Annotated in this window: 19 protein-coding genes and 1 riboswitch; of the genes, 17 read left to right on the top strand and 2 right to left on the bottom strand. The window is 66.8% G+C overall.

Going from position 1 to position 18,310, the window contains the following annotated elements; genetic code table 11:
• The first annotated feature begins 104 nt into the window (after window positions 1-104).
• From ftsH to M1247_RS28160, 17 genes are all read left to right on the top strand, one after another.
• Window positions 105-2,468 (top strand): ATP-dependent zinc metalloprotease FtsH, encoded by a 2,364-nt coding sequence (gene ftsH, locus M1247_RS28240; protein WP_317159708.1) that lies wholly within the window; start codon window positions 105-107, stop codon window positions 2,466-2,468.
• 18 nt (window positions 2,469-2,486) lie between these two features.
• The gene (gene folE / locus M1247_RS28235) at window positions 2,487-3,110 is read left to right on the top strand and encodes a GTP cyclohydrolase I FolE (protein WP_317159707.1); all 624 of its coding nucleotides are present in this window, start codon (window positions 2,487-2,489) and stop codon (window positions 3,108-3,110) included.
• Between the two features lie 44 nt (window positions 3,111-3,154).
• Window positions 3,155-3,964, top strand: a complete 810-nt coding sequence (gene folP / locus M1247_RS28230; RefSeq protein ID WP_317159706.1) for a dihydropteroate synthase — start codon at window positions 3,155-3,157, stop codon at window positions 3,962-3,964.
• On the top strand, window positions 3,957-4,316 hold the full coding sequence (folB, locus tag M1247_RS28225) for a dihydroneopterin aldolase (RefSeq protein ID WP_317159705.1): 360 nt from the start codon (window positions 3,957-3,959) through the stop codon (window positions 4,314-4,316). The genes folP and folB overlap by 8 nt, the downstream gene beginning before the upstream one ends.
• A 25-nt stretch (window positions 4,317-4,341) precedes the next feature.
• Complete coding sequence (gene folK / locus M1247_RS28220; RefSeq protein WP_317159704.1) at window positions 4,342-4,878, top strand: 2-amino-4-hydroxy-6-hydroxymethyldihydropteridine diphosphokinase; 537 nt, start codon at window positions 4,342-4,344, stop codon at window positions 4,876-4,878.
• Window positions 4,878-5,354 (top strand): DUF3180 domain-containing protein, encoded by a 477-nt coding sequence (locus tag M1247_RS28215; protein ID WP_317159703.1) that lies wholly within the window; start codon window positions 4,878-4,880, stop codon window positions 5,352-5,354. The genes folK and M1247_RS28215 overlap by 1 nt, the downstream gene beginning before the upstream one ends.
• 77 nt (window positions 5,355-5,431) lie before the next feature.
• Window positions 5,432-6,829 (top strand): DUF6779 domain-containing protein, encoded by a 1,398-nt coding sequence (locus tag M1247_RS28210; protein WP_317159702.1) that lies wholly within the window; start codon window positions 5,432-5,434, stop codon window positions 6,827-6,829.
• A gap of 82 nt (window positions 6,830-6,911) precedes the next feature.
• Complete coding sequence (locus tag M1247_RS28205) at window positions 6,912-7,859, top strand: Rossmann-like and DUF2520 domain-containing protein (RefSeq protein ID WP_317159701.1); 948 nt, start codon at window positions 6,912-6,914, stop codon at window positions 7,857-7,859.
• Entirely contained in the window at window positions 7,856-8,800 is a 945-nt protein-coding gene (gene panC / locus M1247_RS28200; protein WP_317159700.1) for a pantoate--beta-alanine ligase, read from the top strand. The genes M1247_RS28205 and panC overlap by 4 nt, the downstream gene beginning before the upstream one ends.
• The gene (gene panD / locus M1247_RS28195; protein ID WP_317159699.1) at window positions 8,800-9,213 is read left to right on the top strand and encodes an aspartate 1-decarboxylase; all 414 of its coding nucleotides are present in this window, start codon (window positions 8,800-8,802) and stop codon (window positions 9,211-9,213) included. Before panC ends, panD begins: the two co-directional genes overlap by 1 nt.
• Before the next feature lie 5 nt (window positions 9,214-9,218).
• On the top strand, window positions 9,219-10,034 hold the full coding sequence (locus M1247_RS28190) for a type III pantothenate kinase (RefSeq protein ID WP_317159698.1): 816 nt from the start codon (window positions 9,219-9,221) through the stop codon (window positions 10,032-10,034).
• A 45-nt stretch (window positions 10,035-10,079) separates the two neighbouring features.
• Window positions 10,080-11,603: a lysine--tRNA ligase gene (gene lysS / locus M1247_RS28185; RefSeq protein WP_410506960.1), complete on the top strand. Its 1,524-nt coding sequence runs from the start codon at window positions 10,080-10,082 to the stop codon at window positions 11,601-11,603.
• Between the two features lie 127 nt (window positions 11,604-11,730).
• Window positions 11,731-12,072 carry a histone-like nucleoid-structuring protein Lsr2 gene (lsr2, locus tag M1247_RS28180; protein WP_317159696.1) on the top strand — a complete coding sequence of 114 codons (342 nt, stop codon included), beginning with the start codon at window positions 11,731-11,733 and terminating at the stop codon, window positions 12,070-12,072.
• Window positions 12,073-12,335: 263 nt separating this feature from the next.
• Entirely contained in the window at window positions 12,336-14,891 is a 2,556-nt protein-coding gene (clpC1, locus tag M1247_RS28175) for an ATP-dependent protease ATP-binding subunit ClpC (protein WP_317159695.1), read from the top strand.
• Between the two features lie 79 nt (window positions 14,892-14,970).
• A riboswitch (cobalamin riboswitch) is annotated at window positions 14,971-15,118 on the top strand.
• On the top strand, window positions 15,074-15,289 hold the full coding sequence (locus M1247_RS28170) for a CbtB domain-containing protein (RefSeq protein ID WP_317159694.1): 216 nt from the start codon (window positions 15,074-15,076) through the stop codon (window positions 15,287-15,289). (Overlaps the previous riboswitch by 45 nt.)
• Before the next feature lie 21 nt (window positions 15,290-15,310).
• On the top strand, window positions 15,311-16,108 hold the full coding sequence (locus M1247_RS28165; protein WP_317159693.1) for a CbtA family protein: 798 nt from the start codon (window positions 15,311-15,313) through the stop codon (window positions 16,106-16,108).
• Entirely contained in the window at window positions 16,105-16,653 is a 549-nt protein-coding gene (locus M1247_RS28160) for a histidine phosphatase family protein (RefSeq protein WP_317159692.1), read from the top strand. Before M1247_RS28165 ends, M1247_RS28160 begins: the two co-directional genes overlap by 4 nt.
• Here M1247_RS28160 and M1247_RS28155 read toward each other — a convergent pair.
• Both M1247_RS28155 and mhuD read right to left on the bottom strand, forming a co-directional pair.
• Window positions 16,650-18,014, bottom strand: coding sequence for a serine hydrolase (locus tag M1247_RS28155; RefSeq protein ID WP_410506959.1), 1,365 nt, complete (start codon window positions 18,012-18,014; stop codon window positions 16,650-16,652). The two genes, M1247_RS28160 and M1247_RS28155, sit on opposite strands and share 4 nt — an antisense overlap.
• Window positions 17,989-18,306: a mycobilin-forming heme oxygenase MhuD gene (gene mhuD, locus M1247_RS28150; protein WP_317159691.1), complete on the bottom strand. Its 318-nt coding sequence runs from the start codon at window positions 18,304-18,306 to the stop codon at window positions 17,989-17,991. The genes M1247_RS28155 and mhuD overlap by 26 nt, the downstream gene beginning before the upstream one ends.
• Window positions 18,307-18,310 lie beyond the last annotated feature (4 nt).

Raw genomic sequence — 18,310 nt, 5'->3', positions numbered from 1 at the left:
GGACCAGACACCGTCGGGAACCGCCGGACGTTGGTCTAGCGGTAGCCTTATAACTTGCCCAGCTGCGCGTATCGGAAGGACCTGCCCGACGAGGGCGATGATCGATGAACCGGAAAAATTTGATCCGCACGCTCACCGTGATCGCGGTGGTGTTGTTGCTGGGCTGGTCGTTCTTCTACTTCAGTGACGACACCCGCAGCTACAAACCCGTCGACACCTCGGTGGCGATGTCCCAGATCAACGCCGACAACGTCAACAGCGCCCAGATCGACGACCGCGAACAGCAACTGCGGTTGGATCTGAAGAGCGGCAACGGCGACACCGAGAACAGCGACAAGATCATCACCAAGTACCCGACGGGTTACGCGGTACCGCTCTTCGACGCGTTGACCGCCAAGAACGCGAAGATCAACACGGTGGTCAATCAGGGCAGCGTGTTCGGCTCGCTGCTCATCTACATGCTGCCGCTGTTGCTGCTGGTCGGCCTGTTCGTGATGTTCTCCCGCATGCAGGGCGGCGGCCGGATGGGCTTCGGCTTCGGCAAGTCCAAGGCCAAACAGCTCTCCAAGGACATGCCCAAGACCACCTTCGCCGACGTCGCCGGTGTCGACGAGGCGGTCGAGGAGCTCTACGAGATCAAGGACTTCCTGCAGAACCCGTCGCGGTATCAGGCGCTGGGCGCCAAGATCCCCAAGGGCGTACTGCTCTACGGTCCGCCCGGTACCGGTAAGACGCTGCTGGCCCGCGCCGTGGCGGGTGAAGCGGGCGTTCCGTTCTTCACGATCTCGGGTTCGGACTTCGTCGAGATGTTCGTCGGCGTCGGCGCCTCCCGGGTGCGTGACCTGTTCGAGCAGGCCAAGCAGAACAACCCCTGCATTATCTTCGTCGACGAGATCGACGCCGTCGGCCGCCAGCGCGGCGCAGGCCTCGGCGGTGGCCACGATGAGCGTGAGCAGACCCTCAACCAGTTGCTGGTCGAGATGGACGGCTTCGGCGAACGCCAGGGCGTCATCCTGATCGCAGCCACCAACCGACCCGACATTCTCGACCCGGCGTTGCTGCGTCCCGGCCGGTTCGACCGGCAGATCCCGGTGTCCAACCCCGACATCGCCGGCAGGCGTGCGGTGCTCAAGGTGCACTCGCAGGGCAAACCGATCGCCCCGGACGCCGACCTGGACGGGCTGGCCAAGCGGACCGTCGGCATGTCGGGCGCCGACCTGGCCAACGTCATCAATGAGGCCGCACTCCTCACCGCCAGGGAGAACGGCACCGTCATCACCAGCGCGGCGCTGGAGGAAGCAGTCGACCGGGTGGTCGGCGGACCGCGCCGCAAGAGCCGCATCATCAGCGAGCACGAGAAGAAGATCACCGCGTATCACGAGGGCGGCCACACACTGGCGGCCTGGGCGATGCCCGACATCGAGCCGATCTACAAGGTGACGATCCTGGCCCGCGGTCGTACGGGCGGCCACGCGATGTCAGTGCCCGAGGACGACAAAGGCCTGCTGACCCGCTCGGAGATGATCGCCCGGCTGGTGTTCGCGATGGGCGGCCGCGCCGCCGAGGAGCTGATCTTCCGCGAGCCGACCACCGGTGCCTCCTCGGACATCGAACAGGCCACCAAGATCGCCCGCGCGATGGTGACCGAATACGGCATGAGCAGCAAGCTGGGCGCGGTCAAGTACGGCACCGAGCACGGTGATCCGTTCCTGGGCCGCTCGATGGGCACCCAGGCGGACTACAGCCACGAGGTCGCCCAGATCATCGACGACGAGGTGCGCAAGCTCATCGAGGCCGCGCACACCGAGGCGTGGGAGATCCTCACCGAGTACCGCGATGTGCTCGACACCTTGGCCGGCGAGCTGCTGGAGAAGGAAACCCTGCACCGCGCGGAGCTGAAAGCCATCTTCGGTGAGGTGAAGAAGCGGCCGCGCCTGACCATGTTCGACGACTTCGGAGGCCGCGTGCCGTCGGACAAGCCGCCGATCAAGACCCCGGGCGAGCTGGCCATCGAACGTGGCGAGCCCTGGCCGCCGCCCGTTCCGGAGCCGGCGTTCAAGGCCGCCATCGCCGCGGCCAGCAAGGAGGCGCAGGCCTCCGGACAGAACGGTTCGGCGACCAACGGTGCGCCGAGCAACGGCGCACCCGGCTCGACCCAGCCCGACTACGGCGCCCCGGCCGGCTGGCACGCCCCCGGCTGGCCGCCACCCCCACAACAACAACAGCAACAGCCGCCGCAACAGCAGCAGCCACAGCAGCAGGGATACCATCCGCAGCAGGGGTACTGGTATCCGCCACCACATCCGTCGGGATGGCAACAGCCCCAGCCGTACCCGTATCAGCCCTACCCACATCCCGGCCAACCGGGCGGCACGCCGGAAGCGCCCGGAACGCCGAGCTCGAATGAGGAATCTGGCCAGGATGGCGGTCATGCAGGGGACCGGTCCAATCCACCGGCCCATGGGTGATCGAGAACGGAAGCTTCGATGACGGAGTCGCTGAGCACCAACCACAACAACAGCACAGCCACGATCACCACCAGGGTGTTCGACCAGCCGCGCGCTGAGGCCGCTGTGCGGGAGTTGCTCTTCGCCATCGGAGAGGATCCGGACCGGCAGGGACTCGTCGACACGCCGGCACGGGTCGCCCGTGCCTACAAGGAGCTGATGGCCGGTCTGTACACCGACCCGGATGCGGTGCTCAACACCACGTTCGACGAGCAACACGACGAACTCGTTCTCGTCAAACAGATTCCGCTGTACTCCACCTGCGAGCACCATCTGGTCTCGTTCCACGGCGTGGCCCATGTCGGTTACATCCCGGGCGAGGACGGCCGGGTGACCGGCCTGTCGAAGATCGCCCGGCTGGTCGACCTGTACTCCAAGCGGCCCCAGATCCAGGAACGGTTGACCGCTCAGATCGCCGACGCGTTGATGCGCAAGCTGGCTCCGCGGGGCGCCATCGTGGTGGTGGAGGCCGAACATCTCTGCATGGCGATGCGTGGGGTCCGGAAGCCGGGCGCGGTGACGACGACATCGGCGGTGCGCGGGCAGTTCAAGACCGACAAGGCATCTCGAGCCGAGGCGCTGGAACTCATCCTGCGCAAGTGAAACCACCGAGCCCAATGGCCCCTCCCGGGACGCGCGTGCAGGTCATGGGGGTCGTCAATGTCACCGACGATTCGTTTTCCGACGGTGGACTGTTCCTCGACAGGGAACGCGCCGTGGCTCACGGCGTGGAACTGGCCGCCGCGGGCGCCGCGATCGTCGACGTCGGCGGTGAATCCACGCGGCCCGGCGCCACCCGTGTCGCCCCCTTGATCGAGGCGGCCCGCGTGGTTCCGGTGATCGAAGAGCTTGTCGGCCAGGGCATTACGGTCAGTATCGACACCATGCATGCCGATGTTGCGGCGGCCGCGCTCGAGCACGGGGCGCAGATCGTCAACGACGTGTCAGGTGGCCTGGCCGATCCCAACATGGCGCCTCTGGTGGCCGAGGCGAAAGTGCCGTGGGTGCTGATGCACTGGCGGTCGATCGGTGCCGCGCAGACGCACGAGGTGCCGGGGTATGGCGACGTCGTCGCGGAGGTGCGTGCCGAACTGCTCGCAGCGGTGGACGCCGCTGTCGCCGCCGGGGTCGACCCGGAGCAGCTGATCATCGACCCGGGTCTCGGTTTCGCCAAGACGGCACAACATAACTGGGCGTTGCTGCACGCGCTGCCCGAACTGGTCAGCACCGGCATCCCGGTGCTGGTCGGGGCGTCACGCAAGCGGTTTCTCGGTACCCTGCTGGCAGATCCGGACGGGACCCCTCGTCCGCCGGGCGGGCGTGAGACCGCAACCGCGGTGATCTCCGCCCTGGCCGGGGTCAACGGGGCGTGGGGGGTAAGAGTGCACGACGTGGTGGCTTCGGTGGACGCGTTGAAAGTATTGGACGCGTGGAATTCGGGAGGTCAGGGTGGCTGATCGAATTGAGTTGCGCGGCTTGAAGGTCCGCGGCAACCACGGTGTCTTCGAGCATGAGCGTCGCGACGGTCAGGACTTCATCGTCGACATCATCGCGTGGCTGGACTGCAGTGTGGCCGCGGCCAGTGACAACCTGGCCGACACCTTGGACTACGGGGCGCTGGCGCAGTGCGCCGCCGACATCGTGGCAGGCCCGCCCCGCAATCTGATCGAGACGGTCTCCGCCGAGATCGCCGATGCGATCATGGCCGACGACCGGCTGCACGCCGTCGAGGTCATCGTGCACAAGCCCAGTGCGCCGATCCCGTTGACGTTCGACGATGTGGCTGTGGTGGCGAGGCGGTCCCGATGAATTGCGCGGACGCGAGGAGCACCGGATGACTTCAGTTGTTCTGTCCATCGGATCCAACCTCGGTGACCGGATGGCGCGGCTGCAGTCGGTCCTGGACGGGTTGGGCGCTGCGGTGCGTGGGTTGTCCCCGGTCTACGAAACCGATGCGTGGGGCGGTGTCGAGCAGGGGCCGTTCCTCAACGCCGTGCTGATCGCCGAGGATCCGCGCCTTGACGGTCACGGCTGGTTGCGGCGTGGTCAGGAGTTGGAGGAGGCGGCGGGCCGGGTACGTGGTCAACGCTGGGGACCCCGCACCCTCGACGTCGACCTGGTCACCTGCCACGCCGGCGCGGTCGAGGTGACCTCGCGCGAGGACGGTCTGACCTTGCCGCACCCGTTGGCACACCTGCGGGCCTTCGTGTTGATCCCGTGGCTGGCGCTCGACCCCGATGCAGCGCTGACCGTGTCCGGCGAATCGCGCCCTGTGCAGCGCCTGCTCTCCGAGATCGACCCGGCCGAACGAGCCGGGGTCAGGCCGACCGACCTCGTGTTGGAACTGCGATCCGAACCCGCGGTCGACTGATGGGGCCGACCCGCAAACGGGACCTCGCGGGCGCCGCGGCCGGTGTCGCGATTGTGAGTTACCTGCTGGTGCACATTCTGTATCGCTGGTTCCCGCCGATCACGATGTGGACGGGGCTGTCACTGCTCGGCGTCGCCGTGGTCGAGACGGCCTGGGCGTTCTATGTACGGGCAAAGGTCAACGACGGAAAGGTCGGTGTCGGCGGGGGCCGGCTGGACCCGTTGGCCGTGGCGCGTTCGGTGCTGATCGCGAAAGCCTCAGCCTGGGTGGGCGCCCTGGTGGCAGGCTGGTGGATCGGCGTGCTGGTCTACGTGTTGCCGCGGCGCGGCACGCAACGTGTCGCGCTCGAGGACACCGCAGGTGTGGTGGTCGCGGTCATCAGTGCGGTGGCGCTGGCAATCGCGGCGCTGTGGTTGCAGCATTGCTGCAAGTCTCCGCCGGAACCGCCCGAGAACACCGACGCGGCACCGGAATAGTCCGTCGCGGAAGGTAGATCGCCGAATCGCCGCAGCGGTCGACACGCGCAGTGACCTGTGGCAGGTACAGTCGCCCCATGACCGTTCTGCCCCGCGGCGCTCGGCCACGGCGCGGCGGCCGAAGGCCAGGCTGGCTGCTCCTGACGGTGTTGCTGGTGCTCGCCATCCTCGCGAGTTCAGCGCTGGTGTTCACCGACCGTGTGGAGTTGCTGAAACTTGCTGTGATCCTGGCGTTGTGGGCCGCTGTGGTGGCGGCCTTCGTCTCCGTGATCTATCGCCGCCAGAGTGACCTTGACCAGGCCAAGGCGCGGGACCTGAAACTCGTCTACGACTTGCAGTTGGACCGTGAGATCTCCGCCAGGCGTGAGTACGAGTTGACCGTCGAGACGCAGCTGCGCCGTGAACTGGCTTCCGAGCTGCGGGCGCAGGCGGCCGACGAAGTGGCGGCTTTGCGCGCCGAGTTGGCCGCGCTGCGGACCAACCTCGAGATCCTGTTCGACACGGACCTGGCCCATCGGCCCGCCCTCGAGACCGACAAGACCGCACGGCGGGCCGCCGGTCGGGTCACCGCCAGCCGACTCGACGTGCCTGCCACCGAAGTGACCGACATCCACAACGACCTCCGCGCCGACATCCGAACTGAGGAAAGCCCCATCATCGACGTACCGGCCGAGCCGCATCCCCCTGAGGGCGATTGGGCGGCACCGGCCGCAGGGGGCGGCGCGCACCGGTTGCCGTCGCAACCGCCGCCTGCCCCGGACCAGCAGGCCCGCAGGCGACGGCAGCCGGAGAGCCCACCGACGCCGCGTCGACCGGAACCACCCCGCCGTGGCACCGATGCCCGCAGACCCGAGCCGGTCTCGACCTGGGCGCCACCGCCACCGCAATCGCCACCACCGCCGCCGGTCGAGCCGCCGGCTGCGCCACCGCCCGTCGCGTCACCGCCGTTCGAGCCTCCGCCGCCGTCACCACCGGTTGAGCCCCCGCCTGCCGCACCGGAACCGGTCGCCCCCGAATGGGCACCGGCGCCCAGCGTCGAGACGCCGCAGCCGCCCAGAACTCCGTGGCAACCCGAGCCGCCGCAACCGGAACCGCCAGAACAACCCGAACCGGCCCCGACCGGCTGGCAACCGGCGCCCGCCGAAGGGGAGTGGATCCCCGCAGGTGCGCCGGGAAGCAACTGGGTCGCGCCGGTGCAGGAGAACGGCTCATCGACCGAGTACGTCGGGCGGCGACGGGCACCCGAACCGGAATCGGGCCCCGCTGCAGTGCCTCCCCGTGGCCGTCACTCGGCCCCGGCCGACGCCGCCGATCCGGGCCGGCCCGAGGCCGAGGCCGAGGCCGAGCCGGAACCGGAGCCCGAACCGGAGGATTCCAACGGCCAGCACGCAGGCGGTCAGTCGGTGACCGAGTTGCTGGCCCGGTTCCAGGCCGCCCCGTCCGGTGGCGGCCGTCGCAGGCGGAAAGACGAGTGAGTTAGTCTCGTGACGACCGTCCGGTACCCGCGCTGCGGGACTGGAACGAACGAAACTACGTCAACTTGTGAGGTCGTCTGCGATGGAGCAGTCCCCCGCAAGCGGGTGGTGCCCCCGCGAAGGACTGCGTCCGGCGCGGCTCGCGGTCGGCATCATCTCTGCAGGCCGGGTGGGTACGGCGCTCGGTTACGCGCTCGAGCGGGCCGAACACGTCGTGGTGGCCTGCAGTGCGATCTCGAACGCATCGCGCCTGCGGGCACAGCGCCGGTTGCCCGACACTGTGGTGTTGCCGGTGCACGAGGTCGCCCAGCGGGCCGAGTTGTTGCTGCTGACGGTTCCTGATGCGGAGCTGGCCGGGCTGATCTCGGGGCTGGCCGCAGCCGGTGCGGTGCGGCCGGGAACCATCGTCGTGCACACCTCGGGAGCCAACGGGGTGGCGGTACTGGCACCGTTGGCCGAGCAGGGATGCATTCCGCTGGCCATCCACCCCGCCATGACCTTCACCGGTTCGGACGAGGACATCGCGCGACTGGCGGATACCTGCTTCGGTATCACCGCCGCCGACGAGGTCGGCTACGCGATCGGCCAGGCGTTGGTGCTGGAGATGGGCGGTGAGCCGTTCCGGGTCTCCGAGGCTGCCAGAGCCCGGTACCACGCGGCGTTGGCGCATGCCAGCAATCACCTCGTGACCCTGGCGCTGGACGCCGTGGAGGTACTGCGCGCCTCGCTGAGGGGCCAGGAGCTTCTCGGCCAGGAACTGGTCGGCGACGAACCGGGCGGTCTTGCCGAACGTGTCGTGGCGCCCCTGGCGCAGGCTGCACTGGAGAACGCGTTGCAGCGTGGTCAGGCCGCGCTGACCGGGCCGGTGGCCCGTGGTGACGCCGCGGCGGTGGCGGCCCACCTGGACGCCCTGGCCACAGTCGATCAGCAAATTGCACAGTCATATCGGGCAAACTCACTGCGCACCGCCCAGCGTGCCCACGCGCCGGAGGATGTGTTTGCGGTGCTGGCAGAAGCGAGTCAACGATGACCGTCAGCAATGCGCCGAAGTTCGATGCCGGCGCGCTCAACGTGTATTCCCGCCCCGATGATGTCGGTTCGGTCTGCCGCGCACTGCGGGCCACCGGGCGCCGGGTGATGCTGGTGCCGACCATGGGTGCGTTGCACGACGGGCATCTCGCTCTGATCCGGGCGGCCAAGCGGGTTCCCGGCGCCGTCGTGGTGGTGTCGATCTTCGTCAACCCCTTGCAGTTCGGAGCGGGGGAGGACCTCGACGCCTACCCGCGCACGCTCGATGACGACCTGGCCGGGCTGCGTGCCGAAGGGGTCCAGATCGCGTTCACCCCGACCGCGGCCGATATGTACCCCAACGGCACCCGCACCTCGGTGCAGCCGGGACCGCTCGGCGCCGAGCTCGAAGGCAGCTCCCGCCCAGGCCATTTCGCCGGGGTGCTGACGGTGGTGCTCAAGTTGCTCCAGATCGTGCGGCCCGACCGGGCGTTTTTCGGGGAGAAGGATTACCAGCAGCTGGTGCTGATCCGGCAGATGGTCACCGACCTCAACGTCGACGTGGAGATCGTCGGCGTGCCGATCGTGCGGGAGTCGGACGGCCTGGCTTTGTCGTCGCGCAACCGCTACCTCGACGAGGTCGAGCGCGAGCAGGCCGGGGCGTTGTCGGCTGCCCTGCTCGCGGGGATGTACGCCGCCTCTGGGGGTGCGGCCGCAGCCGTGGACGCCGCCAGGGCCGTGCTCGACGAGGTGCCCGCCATCGAGGTGGACTACCTACAGGTCCTCGACCCGATGATGGGCCCGGCGCCTGCAGCGGGTCCGGCTCGGCTGCTGGTGGCGGGGATCCTAGGGCGCACCCGACTGCTGGACAACATCGCGGTCGACATCGGAGCTCCCACAGGTATCGACGGCCATCCCGGGGTCTCCTCGGACGACAATCACGAACTGCCCTGGAGGAACTGATGCAGCGCACGATGCTGAAATCGAAGATCCATCGCGCCACGGTGACCCAGGCCGATCTGCACTACGTCGGCTCGGTCACCATCGATGCCGATCTGATGGACGCCGCCGACCTGCTCGAGGGGGAGCAGGTGACCATCGTCGACGTCGACAACGGCGCCCGGCTCGTGACCTATGCGATCACCGGTGAACGGGGCACCGGCGTGATCGGGATCAACGGCGCCGCAGCCCATCTCATCCACCCGGGGGATCTCGTGATCCTGATCGCCTACGGCGTCATGGCGGACGCTGAAGCCCGCGGCTACCAGCCCAGGGTGGTGTTCGTCGACGCCGAGAACAGACAGATCGACCTCGGAGTCCACCGCCACGACCCGGCCTACGTTCCCGCGGGCGCCGGCCTGCTCGCAAGCAGGTAGATCCAGTGCTGCTCGCCATCGACGTCCGCAACACCCACACCATCGTCGGGCTACTCTCCGGAACGGGAGACCATGCGAAGGTGGTGCAACAGTGGCGGATTCGCACCGAAGCCGAGGCCACCGCCGATGAGCTCGCGCTGACCATCGACGGTCTCATCGGCGATGATTCCGAGCGCCTGACCGGTGCCACGGGCCTGTCCACCGTGCCGTCGGTGCTGCATGAGGTGCGGTTGATGCTCGAACAGTACTGGCCTGCGGTGCCGCATGTGCTGATCGAGCCGGGCGTGCGCACCGGCATCCCGTTGCTTGTCGACAATCCCAAAGAGGTCGGAGCCGACCGCATCGTGAATTGCCTTGCGGCATACCACAAATACGGTACCGCCTCGATCGTCGTCGACTTCGGCTCGTCGATCTGCGTCGACGTCGTCTCGGCCAAGGGCGAATTCCTCGGCGGCGCGATCGCCCCGGGCGTGCAGGTGTCCTCGGATGCCGCCGCGGCCCGGTCCGCCGCGCTGCGCCGCGTCGAGTTGACCCGCCCGCGGTCTGTGATCGGCAAGAACACCGTGGAATGCATGCAGGCGGGTGCGGTCTTCGGGTTCGCCGGGCTGGTCGACGGCCTGGTCAACCGGGTACGTGAGGACGTCGACGGGTTCTCCGGTGACGACGTCGCGGTGGTGGCCACCGGGTCCACCGCACCATTGGTGCTCCCCGACCTGCGCAGCGTCGAGCACTACGACCGGCACCTCACGCTGGACGGCCTGCGGCTGGTGTTCGAGCGCAACCGGGACAATCAGCGGGGCCGCCTCAAACCGGCCCACTGATCGCAACGGATGGGGTGGGCCGGCATTCATTTAAGCTGGCACTCTGTGACCCCAGCCGATAGTGACGATACGTCCCAGCACGAGGCCGACCTACCCGAGCAGTTCCGCATCCGGCAGGCCAAGCGGGAGCGACTGCTGGCAGAAGGTCGCGAACCGTATCCGGTGGAGGTTCCCCGCACCCACACGCTGGCCGAGCTGCGCACCACCTATCCGGATCTTGCCGCTGACACCCACACCGGTGCGGTGGTCGGCGTCGCAGGTCGGGTGGTTTTCGCCAGGAACTCCGGCAAGTTGTGCTTCGCGACGCTGCAGGAGGGTGACGGCACCCAACTGCAGGCCATGATCAGCCTGGCGCAGGTCGGGCAGGAGTCGCTGGACGCATGGAAGAGTGACGTCGATCTGGGCGACATCGTCTTCGTTCATGGCGAGGTGATCAGCTCCAAGCGCGGTGAGCTGTCCGTGCTGGCCGATTCGTGGCAGATGGCGTCCAAGTCTCTGCGCCCGCTTCCGGTTGCTCACAAAGAAATGAGCGAAGAACTTCGGGTGCGTCAGCGCTACGTCGATCTGATCGTGCGCCCGGAGGCTCGCACGATCGCGCGCCAACGGGTGGCGGTGGTGCGGGCGGTGCGTTCAGCCCTGGAGCGCCGCGGTTTTCTCGAGATCGAGACGCCGATGCTGCAGACGCTTGCCGGTGGTGCTGCGGCACGGCCGTTCGTCACCCACTCCAACGCGCTCGACGTCGACCTCTACCTGCGTATCGCGCCTGAACTGTTCCTCAAACGCGCTCTGGTGGGCGGATTCGAGAAGGTCTTCGAGTTAAATCGCAACTTTCGTAACGAAGGTGTGGATTCCACCCACTCACCCGAATTTGCGATGTTGGAGACATATCAGGCGTATGGCGACTACAACGAATCCGCCAACGTCACGCGTGAGCTTATTCAAGAGGTGGCCGACGAGGCGATCGGCACCAGGCAGGTGCCATTGCCGGATGGCAGCCTCTATGACCTCGACGGACAATGGGACACCGTCGAAATGTATCCGTCGCTGTCCGAAGCTCTGGGGGAGGAGATCACCCCGGATACTCCCGCCGAGCAGTTGTGGCAGATTGCCGACCGTCTCGAAGTCGAGATTCCCCGTGACCGTGGTTTCGGTCACGGAAAATTGATTGAGGAACTATGGGAGCACACCGTCGGTGAAAAGTTGTGGGCGCCGACGTTCGTGCGCGACTTCCCCGTCGAGACGAGCCCGCTCACGCGCGCTCACCGCAGCATCCCGGGGGTAACGGAGAAATGGGATCTGTATGTCCGCCGCTTCGAACTGGCGACGGGTTACTCAGAACTCATTGACCCGGTAATCCAACGCGAACGGTTTGAGGCGCAAGCCAGGGCGGCCGCTGCCGGTGACGACGAGGCAATGGTTCTCGACGACGATTTTCTTGCCGCATTGGAGTACGCGATGCCGCCGACCACCGGCACCGGAATGGGTATCGATCGGTTGTTGATGGCGTTGACCGGCTTGTCAATTCGGGAGACGGTTTTGTTCCCGATTGTTCGACGGCACAGCAACTGAACTGGCGCGACCTGTGCGTTGTTGAAATGGTCCGCGTCTTTGTGGCACATTGGTGCCGGGGCGCGGGATACTCGTGTCAGTACGGGCTACTCACCAATGCGTGCGCAGAAGGGTTCGGTGTGGGGTAATGGCAAAAAAAGTTACTGTCACGTTGGTCGACGATTTTGATGGCGAAGCCACCGCCGATGAGACGGTCGAATTCGGGCTCGACGGGGTGAGCTACGAGATTGATCTTTCGTCAAAGAACGCGACCAAGCTGCGCAACGATCTGAAGCAGTGGGTAGAGGCGGGGCGCCGGGTGGGTGGCCGTCGCCGCGGCCGTTCTGCCGGAGCCGGCCGTGGCCGTGGGGCCATCGACCGCGAGCAGAGTGCGGCCATCCGCGAATGGGCCCGGCGCAACGGACACAACGTCTCGACCCGTGGACGTATCCCCGCCGACGTGATCGACGCATTCCACGCGGCAACGTAGGCAAAAGTTGCCGGTGCGGCCGGGTGGTGACCGCCCGGCCGCTCTTTCGCTAGCGGCGAACTGCCGACCGGGCGTAACGGGAAACGAATCCGTGACCATTGACGTTGCTCATTGACAGCGACGGGTGCAGGGCCACGGTGTTGGGCGGAACGGACCGCCAACCTCCGCACCCGTGGCTGCCGCCCACTACAGTGGACCCCAGGTACTACGTGGCCAGTACTGCGCGTCAGTACCGCCACGCGATGGAGAGCAGGTAACCACCGATGTTTGAGAGATTCACCGACCGTGCCCGCAGGGTCGTCGTCCTGGCGCAAGAAGAAGCCCGGATGCTCAACCACAACTACATCGGCACCGAGCACATCCTGCTCGGCCTCATCCATGAAGGTGAGGGCGTAGCCGCCAAGTCGCTGGAATCGCTGGGCATCTCGCTCGAAGGTGTGCGCAGCCAGGTGGAGGAGATCATCGGCCAGGGCCAGCAGGCCCCGTCCGGGCACATTCCGTTCACGCCGCGCGCCAAGAAGGTGCTGGAGCTCAGCCTGCGCGAGGCGCTGCAGCTCGGCCACAACTACATCGGCACCGAGCACATCCTGCTCGGGCTGATCCGTGAGGGTGAGGGCGTGGCCGCCCAGGTTCTGGTCAAGCTCGGCGCGGAGCTGACGCGTGTGCGCCAGCAGGTCATCCAGCTGCTGAGCGGCTACCAGGGCAAAGAATCGGCCGAAGCAGGCACCGGCGGGCGGGGCGGCGAGTCCGGCAACCCGTCCACGTCGCTGGTGCTCGACCAGTTCGGCCGCAACCTGACCGCCGCCGCGATGGAAGGCAAGCTCGATCCCGTCATCGGCCGCGAGAAGGAAATCGAGCGGGTCATGCAGGTGCTGAGCCGGCGCACCAAGAACAACCCGGTGCTGATCGGTGAGCCCGGCGTCGGTAAGACCGCCGTGGTCGAGGGCCTGGCCCAGGCGATCGTGCACGGTGACGTGCCCGAGACGCTGAAGGACAAGCAGCTCTACACCCTGGACCTCGGGTCACTGGTGGCGGGCAGCCGCTACCGCGGTGATTTCGAGGAGCGCCTCAAGAAGGTGCTGAAGGAGATCAACACCCGCGGCGACATCATCCTGTTCATCGACGAGCTGCACACGCTCGTCGGTGCGGGTGCGGCCGAGGGCGCCATCGACGCCGCCAGCATCCTCAAGCCCAAGTTGGCTCGCGGTGAGCTGCAGACCATCGGTGCCACCACCCTCGACGAGTACCGCAAGTACATCGAGAAGGACGCCGCGCTGGAACGACGCTTCCAGCCGGTCCAGGTGGGTGAGCCGACGGTTGCGCACACCATCGAGATCCTCAAGGGATTGCGTGATCGCTACGAGGCGCACCACCGGGTGTCGATCACCGACGGCGCCATCGCCGCGGCGGCCACGCTGGCCGACCGGTACATCAACGACCGGTTCCTGCCGGACAAGGCCATCGACCTGATCGACGAGGCCGGTGCCCGGATGCGGATCCGCAGGATGACCGCTCCGCCGGACCTGCGCGAGTTCGACGAGAAGATCGCCGACGCCCGCCGGGAGAAGGAATCCGCGATCGACGCGCAGGACTTCGAGAAGGCCGCGAACCTGCGGGACCGGGAGAAGACCCTGGTTGCACAGCGGGCCGAGCGCGAAAAGCAATGGCGTTCAGGTGATCTTGACGTCGTGGCGGAAGTCGACGACGAGCAGATCGCCGAGGTGCTGGGTAACTGGACCGGTATCCCCGTGTTCAAGCTGACCGAGGAGGAGACCACTCGGCTGCTGCGCATGGAGGAGGAATTGCACAAGCGGATCATCGGCCAGGAGGACGCCGTCAAGGCCGTCTCCAAGGCGATCCGCCGCACTCGCGCCGGCCTGAAGGACCCCAAGCGCCCGTCGGGCTCGTTCATCTTCGCCGGCCCGTCCGGTGTCGGTAAGACCGAGCTGTCCAAGGCACTGGCGAACTTCCTGTTCGGCGACGACGATGCGCTCATCCAGATCGACATGGGCGAGTTCCACGATCGGTTCACCGCCTCGCGGCTGTTCGGTGCCCCTCCGGGGTACGTCGGCTACGAGGAGGGCGGCCAGCTCACCGAGAAGGTGCGCCGCAAGCCGTTCTCGGTCGTTCTTTTCGACGAGATCGAGAAGGCCCACCAGGAGATCTACAACAGCCTGTTGCAGGTTCTGGAGGACGGTCGGCTCACCGACGGTCAGGGTCGCACGGTCGACTTCAAGAACACGGTGCTGATCTTCACGTCCAACCTCGGTACGAGCGACATCAGCAAGGCGGTTGGCCTCGGCTTCACCCAGGGTGGCGGCGAGAACAACTACGAGCGGATGAAGCAGAAGGTCAATGACGAGCTGAAGAAGCACTTCCGCCCGGAGTTCCTGAACCGTATCGACGACATCATCGTCTTCCATCAGCTGACGCAGGACGAGATCGTCCAGATGGTGGAGCTGATGATCGGCCGGGTCGGCATCCAGCTGAAGGCCAAGGACATGGAGATGACGCTGACCGACAAGGCGAAGTCCCTGTTGGCCAAGCGCGGCTTCGACCCGGTGCTGGGAGCCCGCCCGCTGCGGCGCACCATCCAGCGCGAGATCGAGGACCAGCTCTCGGAGAAGATCCTGTTCGATGAGATCGGCCCCGGCCAGCTGGTGACGGTCGATGTCGAGGGCTGGGACGGCGAAGGCGCGGGTGAGGACGCGAAGTTCACGTTCTCCGGCGCAGCCAAGAAGTCCGAGCCTGTCGAGCCGGATCTGGCCGGCGCCACTGTGGCCGGTTCGCCGGGCGCTGCTGCGACCCCCGCCGAGTAGTACGTAATCGCGAAAGCCCCCCGAGTAGCCTCGGGGGGCTTTTGCGTGGCATACGATGCTGATGTAATCGACACGCAAAGGAATCTGGTGAGAATCCAGAACGGTCGCGCCACTGTGAACAGTCAGACCCTTGCGCCTGTCACTCCGCGGACTGGGACGCGAACTCCCGGAAAGGACCCCCGATGACATCTCCTGAGGCTCACCAGAGTCGTGTTCGGCCCGTAGACCTCTCGGCCACCAAGGCCGTCGCCTGGCTCACCCTCACCGCCTTCCTGGCACTGGTGATCCTGTACTTCGTGGGCATGGATCAAGGCGCCACCTCGGTGTTCGGCAACAGCACCTACATTCACGAGTTCGTCCACGACGCTCGCCACCTGCTCGGTTTCCCCTGCCACTGACCGGCGGGGACACCTGACGCGATGGAAAAGTTCATCATCTGGCGCGGCGTTCTTGCCGGCGCCATCGCTGGAGTGCTCGCATTCATCTGGGCGAAGATCTTCGTCGAACCCGTGATCGGCCGTGCCATCGACTTCGAAGACGGCGTCGGTACGGCACGTGCCGCCCTCGAGCACGCCCACGGCGGTCACAGCCACAGCCACGGCGGCGAGGGCGCTGAGATCACCCGCACGGTGCAATCCACGATCGGCATGGGTTTCGGCGTGCTGGCGTTCAGCGTGGCGATGGGGGTGTTGCTGGCGGTGGTCTTCGTCGTCGCCTACGGCCGCACCAACCTGTCGGTCCGCGCGCTGGCGGCATTGAGCGCAGGGGGCATGCTCGTTTCGTTGTGGATCGTGCCTGCGCTGAAGTACCCGCCCAACCCGCCTGCGGTCAGCCTGGACGAGACGATCAACCAGCGCACCCTGCTGTACGTGCTGCTGGTTGCGCTCTCGGTGGCGCTGTTCGTCGCCGCGGTGTACCTGGGCCGTCGGTTGGTGCCCAGGCTCGGCGCATGGAATGCCACGCTCGCGGCGACGGGTGCCTATGTGGTGGCCATCGCGGTGGTCTACCTGGTGTTGCCGACGATCGACGAGACCCCGGGTCCGGTTGTCGACGAGGCGGGCGCGATCGTCTTCCCCGGTTTCCCGGCCGATGATCTGTACGAATTCCGGTTGTACTCACTGGGCACCCAGGTGGTCATGTGGACGACGATCGGCCTGGTGTTCGGGGCGATGGTGTCCCGGCTGCTGGAGGCCAAGCGGGAGCCCGTCACCGCGTGAGTGAGGTCGTCCGGCTGACCCTGGTTTCGCATGCACTCACCGACGCCATGGCAGCCGGACGGTTCCCCACCGACGAGCCGCTGAGCCCGGTGGGCCACCGCCAGGCCGACGCATCGATCGAACTGGGCACCGTTGACGCTGCCTACTGCGGACCCGAGAAGCGGACGCGGCAGACCGCTGAACTGCTCGGCGTGCGCGCCGAGGTGGAACCGCGATTGGCGGATCTGGACTTCGGCCGGTGGCGTGGCGACGTGTTAGGCGGGGTGCGCCCTGCCGAACTGGCCATCTGGCTGACCGAACCCGCCCAGGCACCCCATGGCGGGGAATCCGTGGTCGACCTGATCGGCCGGGTGCGCGATTGGCTGGGCACCCTCACCAACCGCCGCGGCCGGCTGGTGGCCGTGACACATCCCGCGGTAGTGCGCGCCGCCATCCTCGTCGCCCTCGATGCCCCGCCGAAATCGTTCTGGCGCATCGACATCGCGCCGGTGAGCCGGACGGTGATGCACTTCCGTGGCCACGCCTGGACACTGCGCAGCAACTAGCCCACCGGTGCGAGGGCGAACGCGCGTTTGGCGACCGACAACAGCCAGCCCGCGGCGGTGGGGCTGCGGAACTGTGGCCAGTTCAACTGGAAGCTGACCACCCATGGCTGCCCGGTGTGGTCGACGGCGTACCAGCTGAAGGTGAGATCCCCCGGCAGGTTTCCGCCCTTGGCGCCGATGTAGGTCCACTTGTCCGGGTCCAGGTCGATCCCGGGCAGGGCCGACAGGATGTCCTTGACCGGTGCGGCGGCGCCGTAGGCGGAAGCCTGCAGCGCGGCATGCACCCGGCAGATGTCGGTCGCGGTGCCGAACCATTCCAGTCCGTCATTGGACCCCGGCAGGTGCGTGCGGGTCGGATCTGGTTGGTAGGGACGGGAATTGGTCTGCTTGAGTAGTTGCACGCGGTCCTTGGGTGACGCGTTCTTCCATTGCTCACGCAGATTCGGTTCGCCCCAGCCGACCGAGAACACCTCATGCATCGTCGGGAACGGTGTCATGCTCGCCGGATCGTGGTGACCGGCGGTGACCAGTGCGCGTTCCACCGCGCCGGTCCCGACGCGACCGATCAGCAGGTCGGTGGCCATGTTGTCGCTTGCGGAGATCATCTGCTGGGCAGCGGTCCGCACCGTGATCTGGGCCCCCGGCGGCAGCTTGTCCAGCCCTGCCGAGCCGAGCGCCTTACCGTCCTTGGTGATGGTCAGCTGATCGTCCCAGCTCAGTGTCCCCGCTTTGATGGCATCCGAGACGGCAAGCAGCACATAGAGTTTGAAGATCGAGGCGAGTGGCAACGACAGGTCGGTGTTGGTGCCCGCGACGCGCTCGCACTTGCCGTCGTTCACCTTGGACACCTGGTAGGAGTAGCGCGCGCCCGACTTCGCCAATTCGGTGTCGATGTCGGCCCATTTGTGGATCACCGGCTTCTCGGTGGTGACCTCGAAGCGGTCCACGAGGCCGGCGTCATTGGTTTTCAGCTCGATGTCCTGGGACACGTTGTAGGACGTCAGCACATGCAGGGTGGCCGAGCCGGCGCCGATGTCCACAGCGGTGACCGTGAAGGGCCGATCCCACCAGATGGAGTCCAGTTTCGTCCCGACCAGGTCGACCTTCTCGGGGGCGGCGAGTGTGCGTACGCCGACAGGACCGATGGGCCAGTTCGAGTTCAGCATGTCCATGGTCTGCTTGGCCCGCAGTCCTGGGGGAGTGTTGGTGTCGATGTGGGCGCCGTAGGACACCTCGGCCGCTGGGGCCACGCTGTGCGAACAGCCGCAAGCCAGGGCGGTGGCAACCGCGACGATGGCCGCCAGGCCAGTCGTCCGGCGCAGCCCCCGGCTGCGACTACGCCTGAGTGCCGGACCCCGCAACGTCCAACACAACCTCGAACTCCAGCAGTGACGCTCCGGTGGCCACCGGGTTGGACTGTTGCCCCTTGTGGGCGTCGACGGCCGGCCCGGTCGCCCACGCCTGGAACGCCTCATCGGACTCCCACTGTGTGACCACGAAGTAGCGGTTTTCGCCCTTGACCGGACGCAACAGTTGGAAGCCGAGAAAGCCGGGCTGCTTGTCGACGGCGTGTGCACGGTTCGCGAACCGCTTCTCCAGTTCCGGGCCGGCGTTGGGCGGGACCTCGATGGCGTTGATCTTCACGACGGGCATGCCG

It is taken from the genome of Mycobacterium appelbergii (assembly GCF_032883035.1).
Taxonomy (GTDB): domain Bacteria; phylum Actinomycetota; class Actinomycetes; order Mycobacteriales; family Mycobacteriaceae; genus Mycobacterium; species Mycobacterium appelbergii.
The sequence above is the reverse complement of the archived record's forward strand: the minus strand, read 5'-3'. Positions and strand labels throughout refer to the sequence as shown.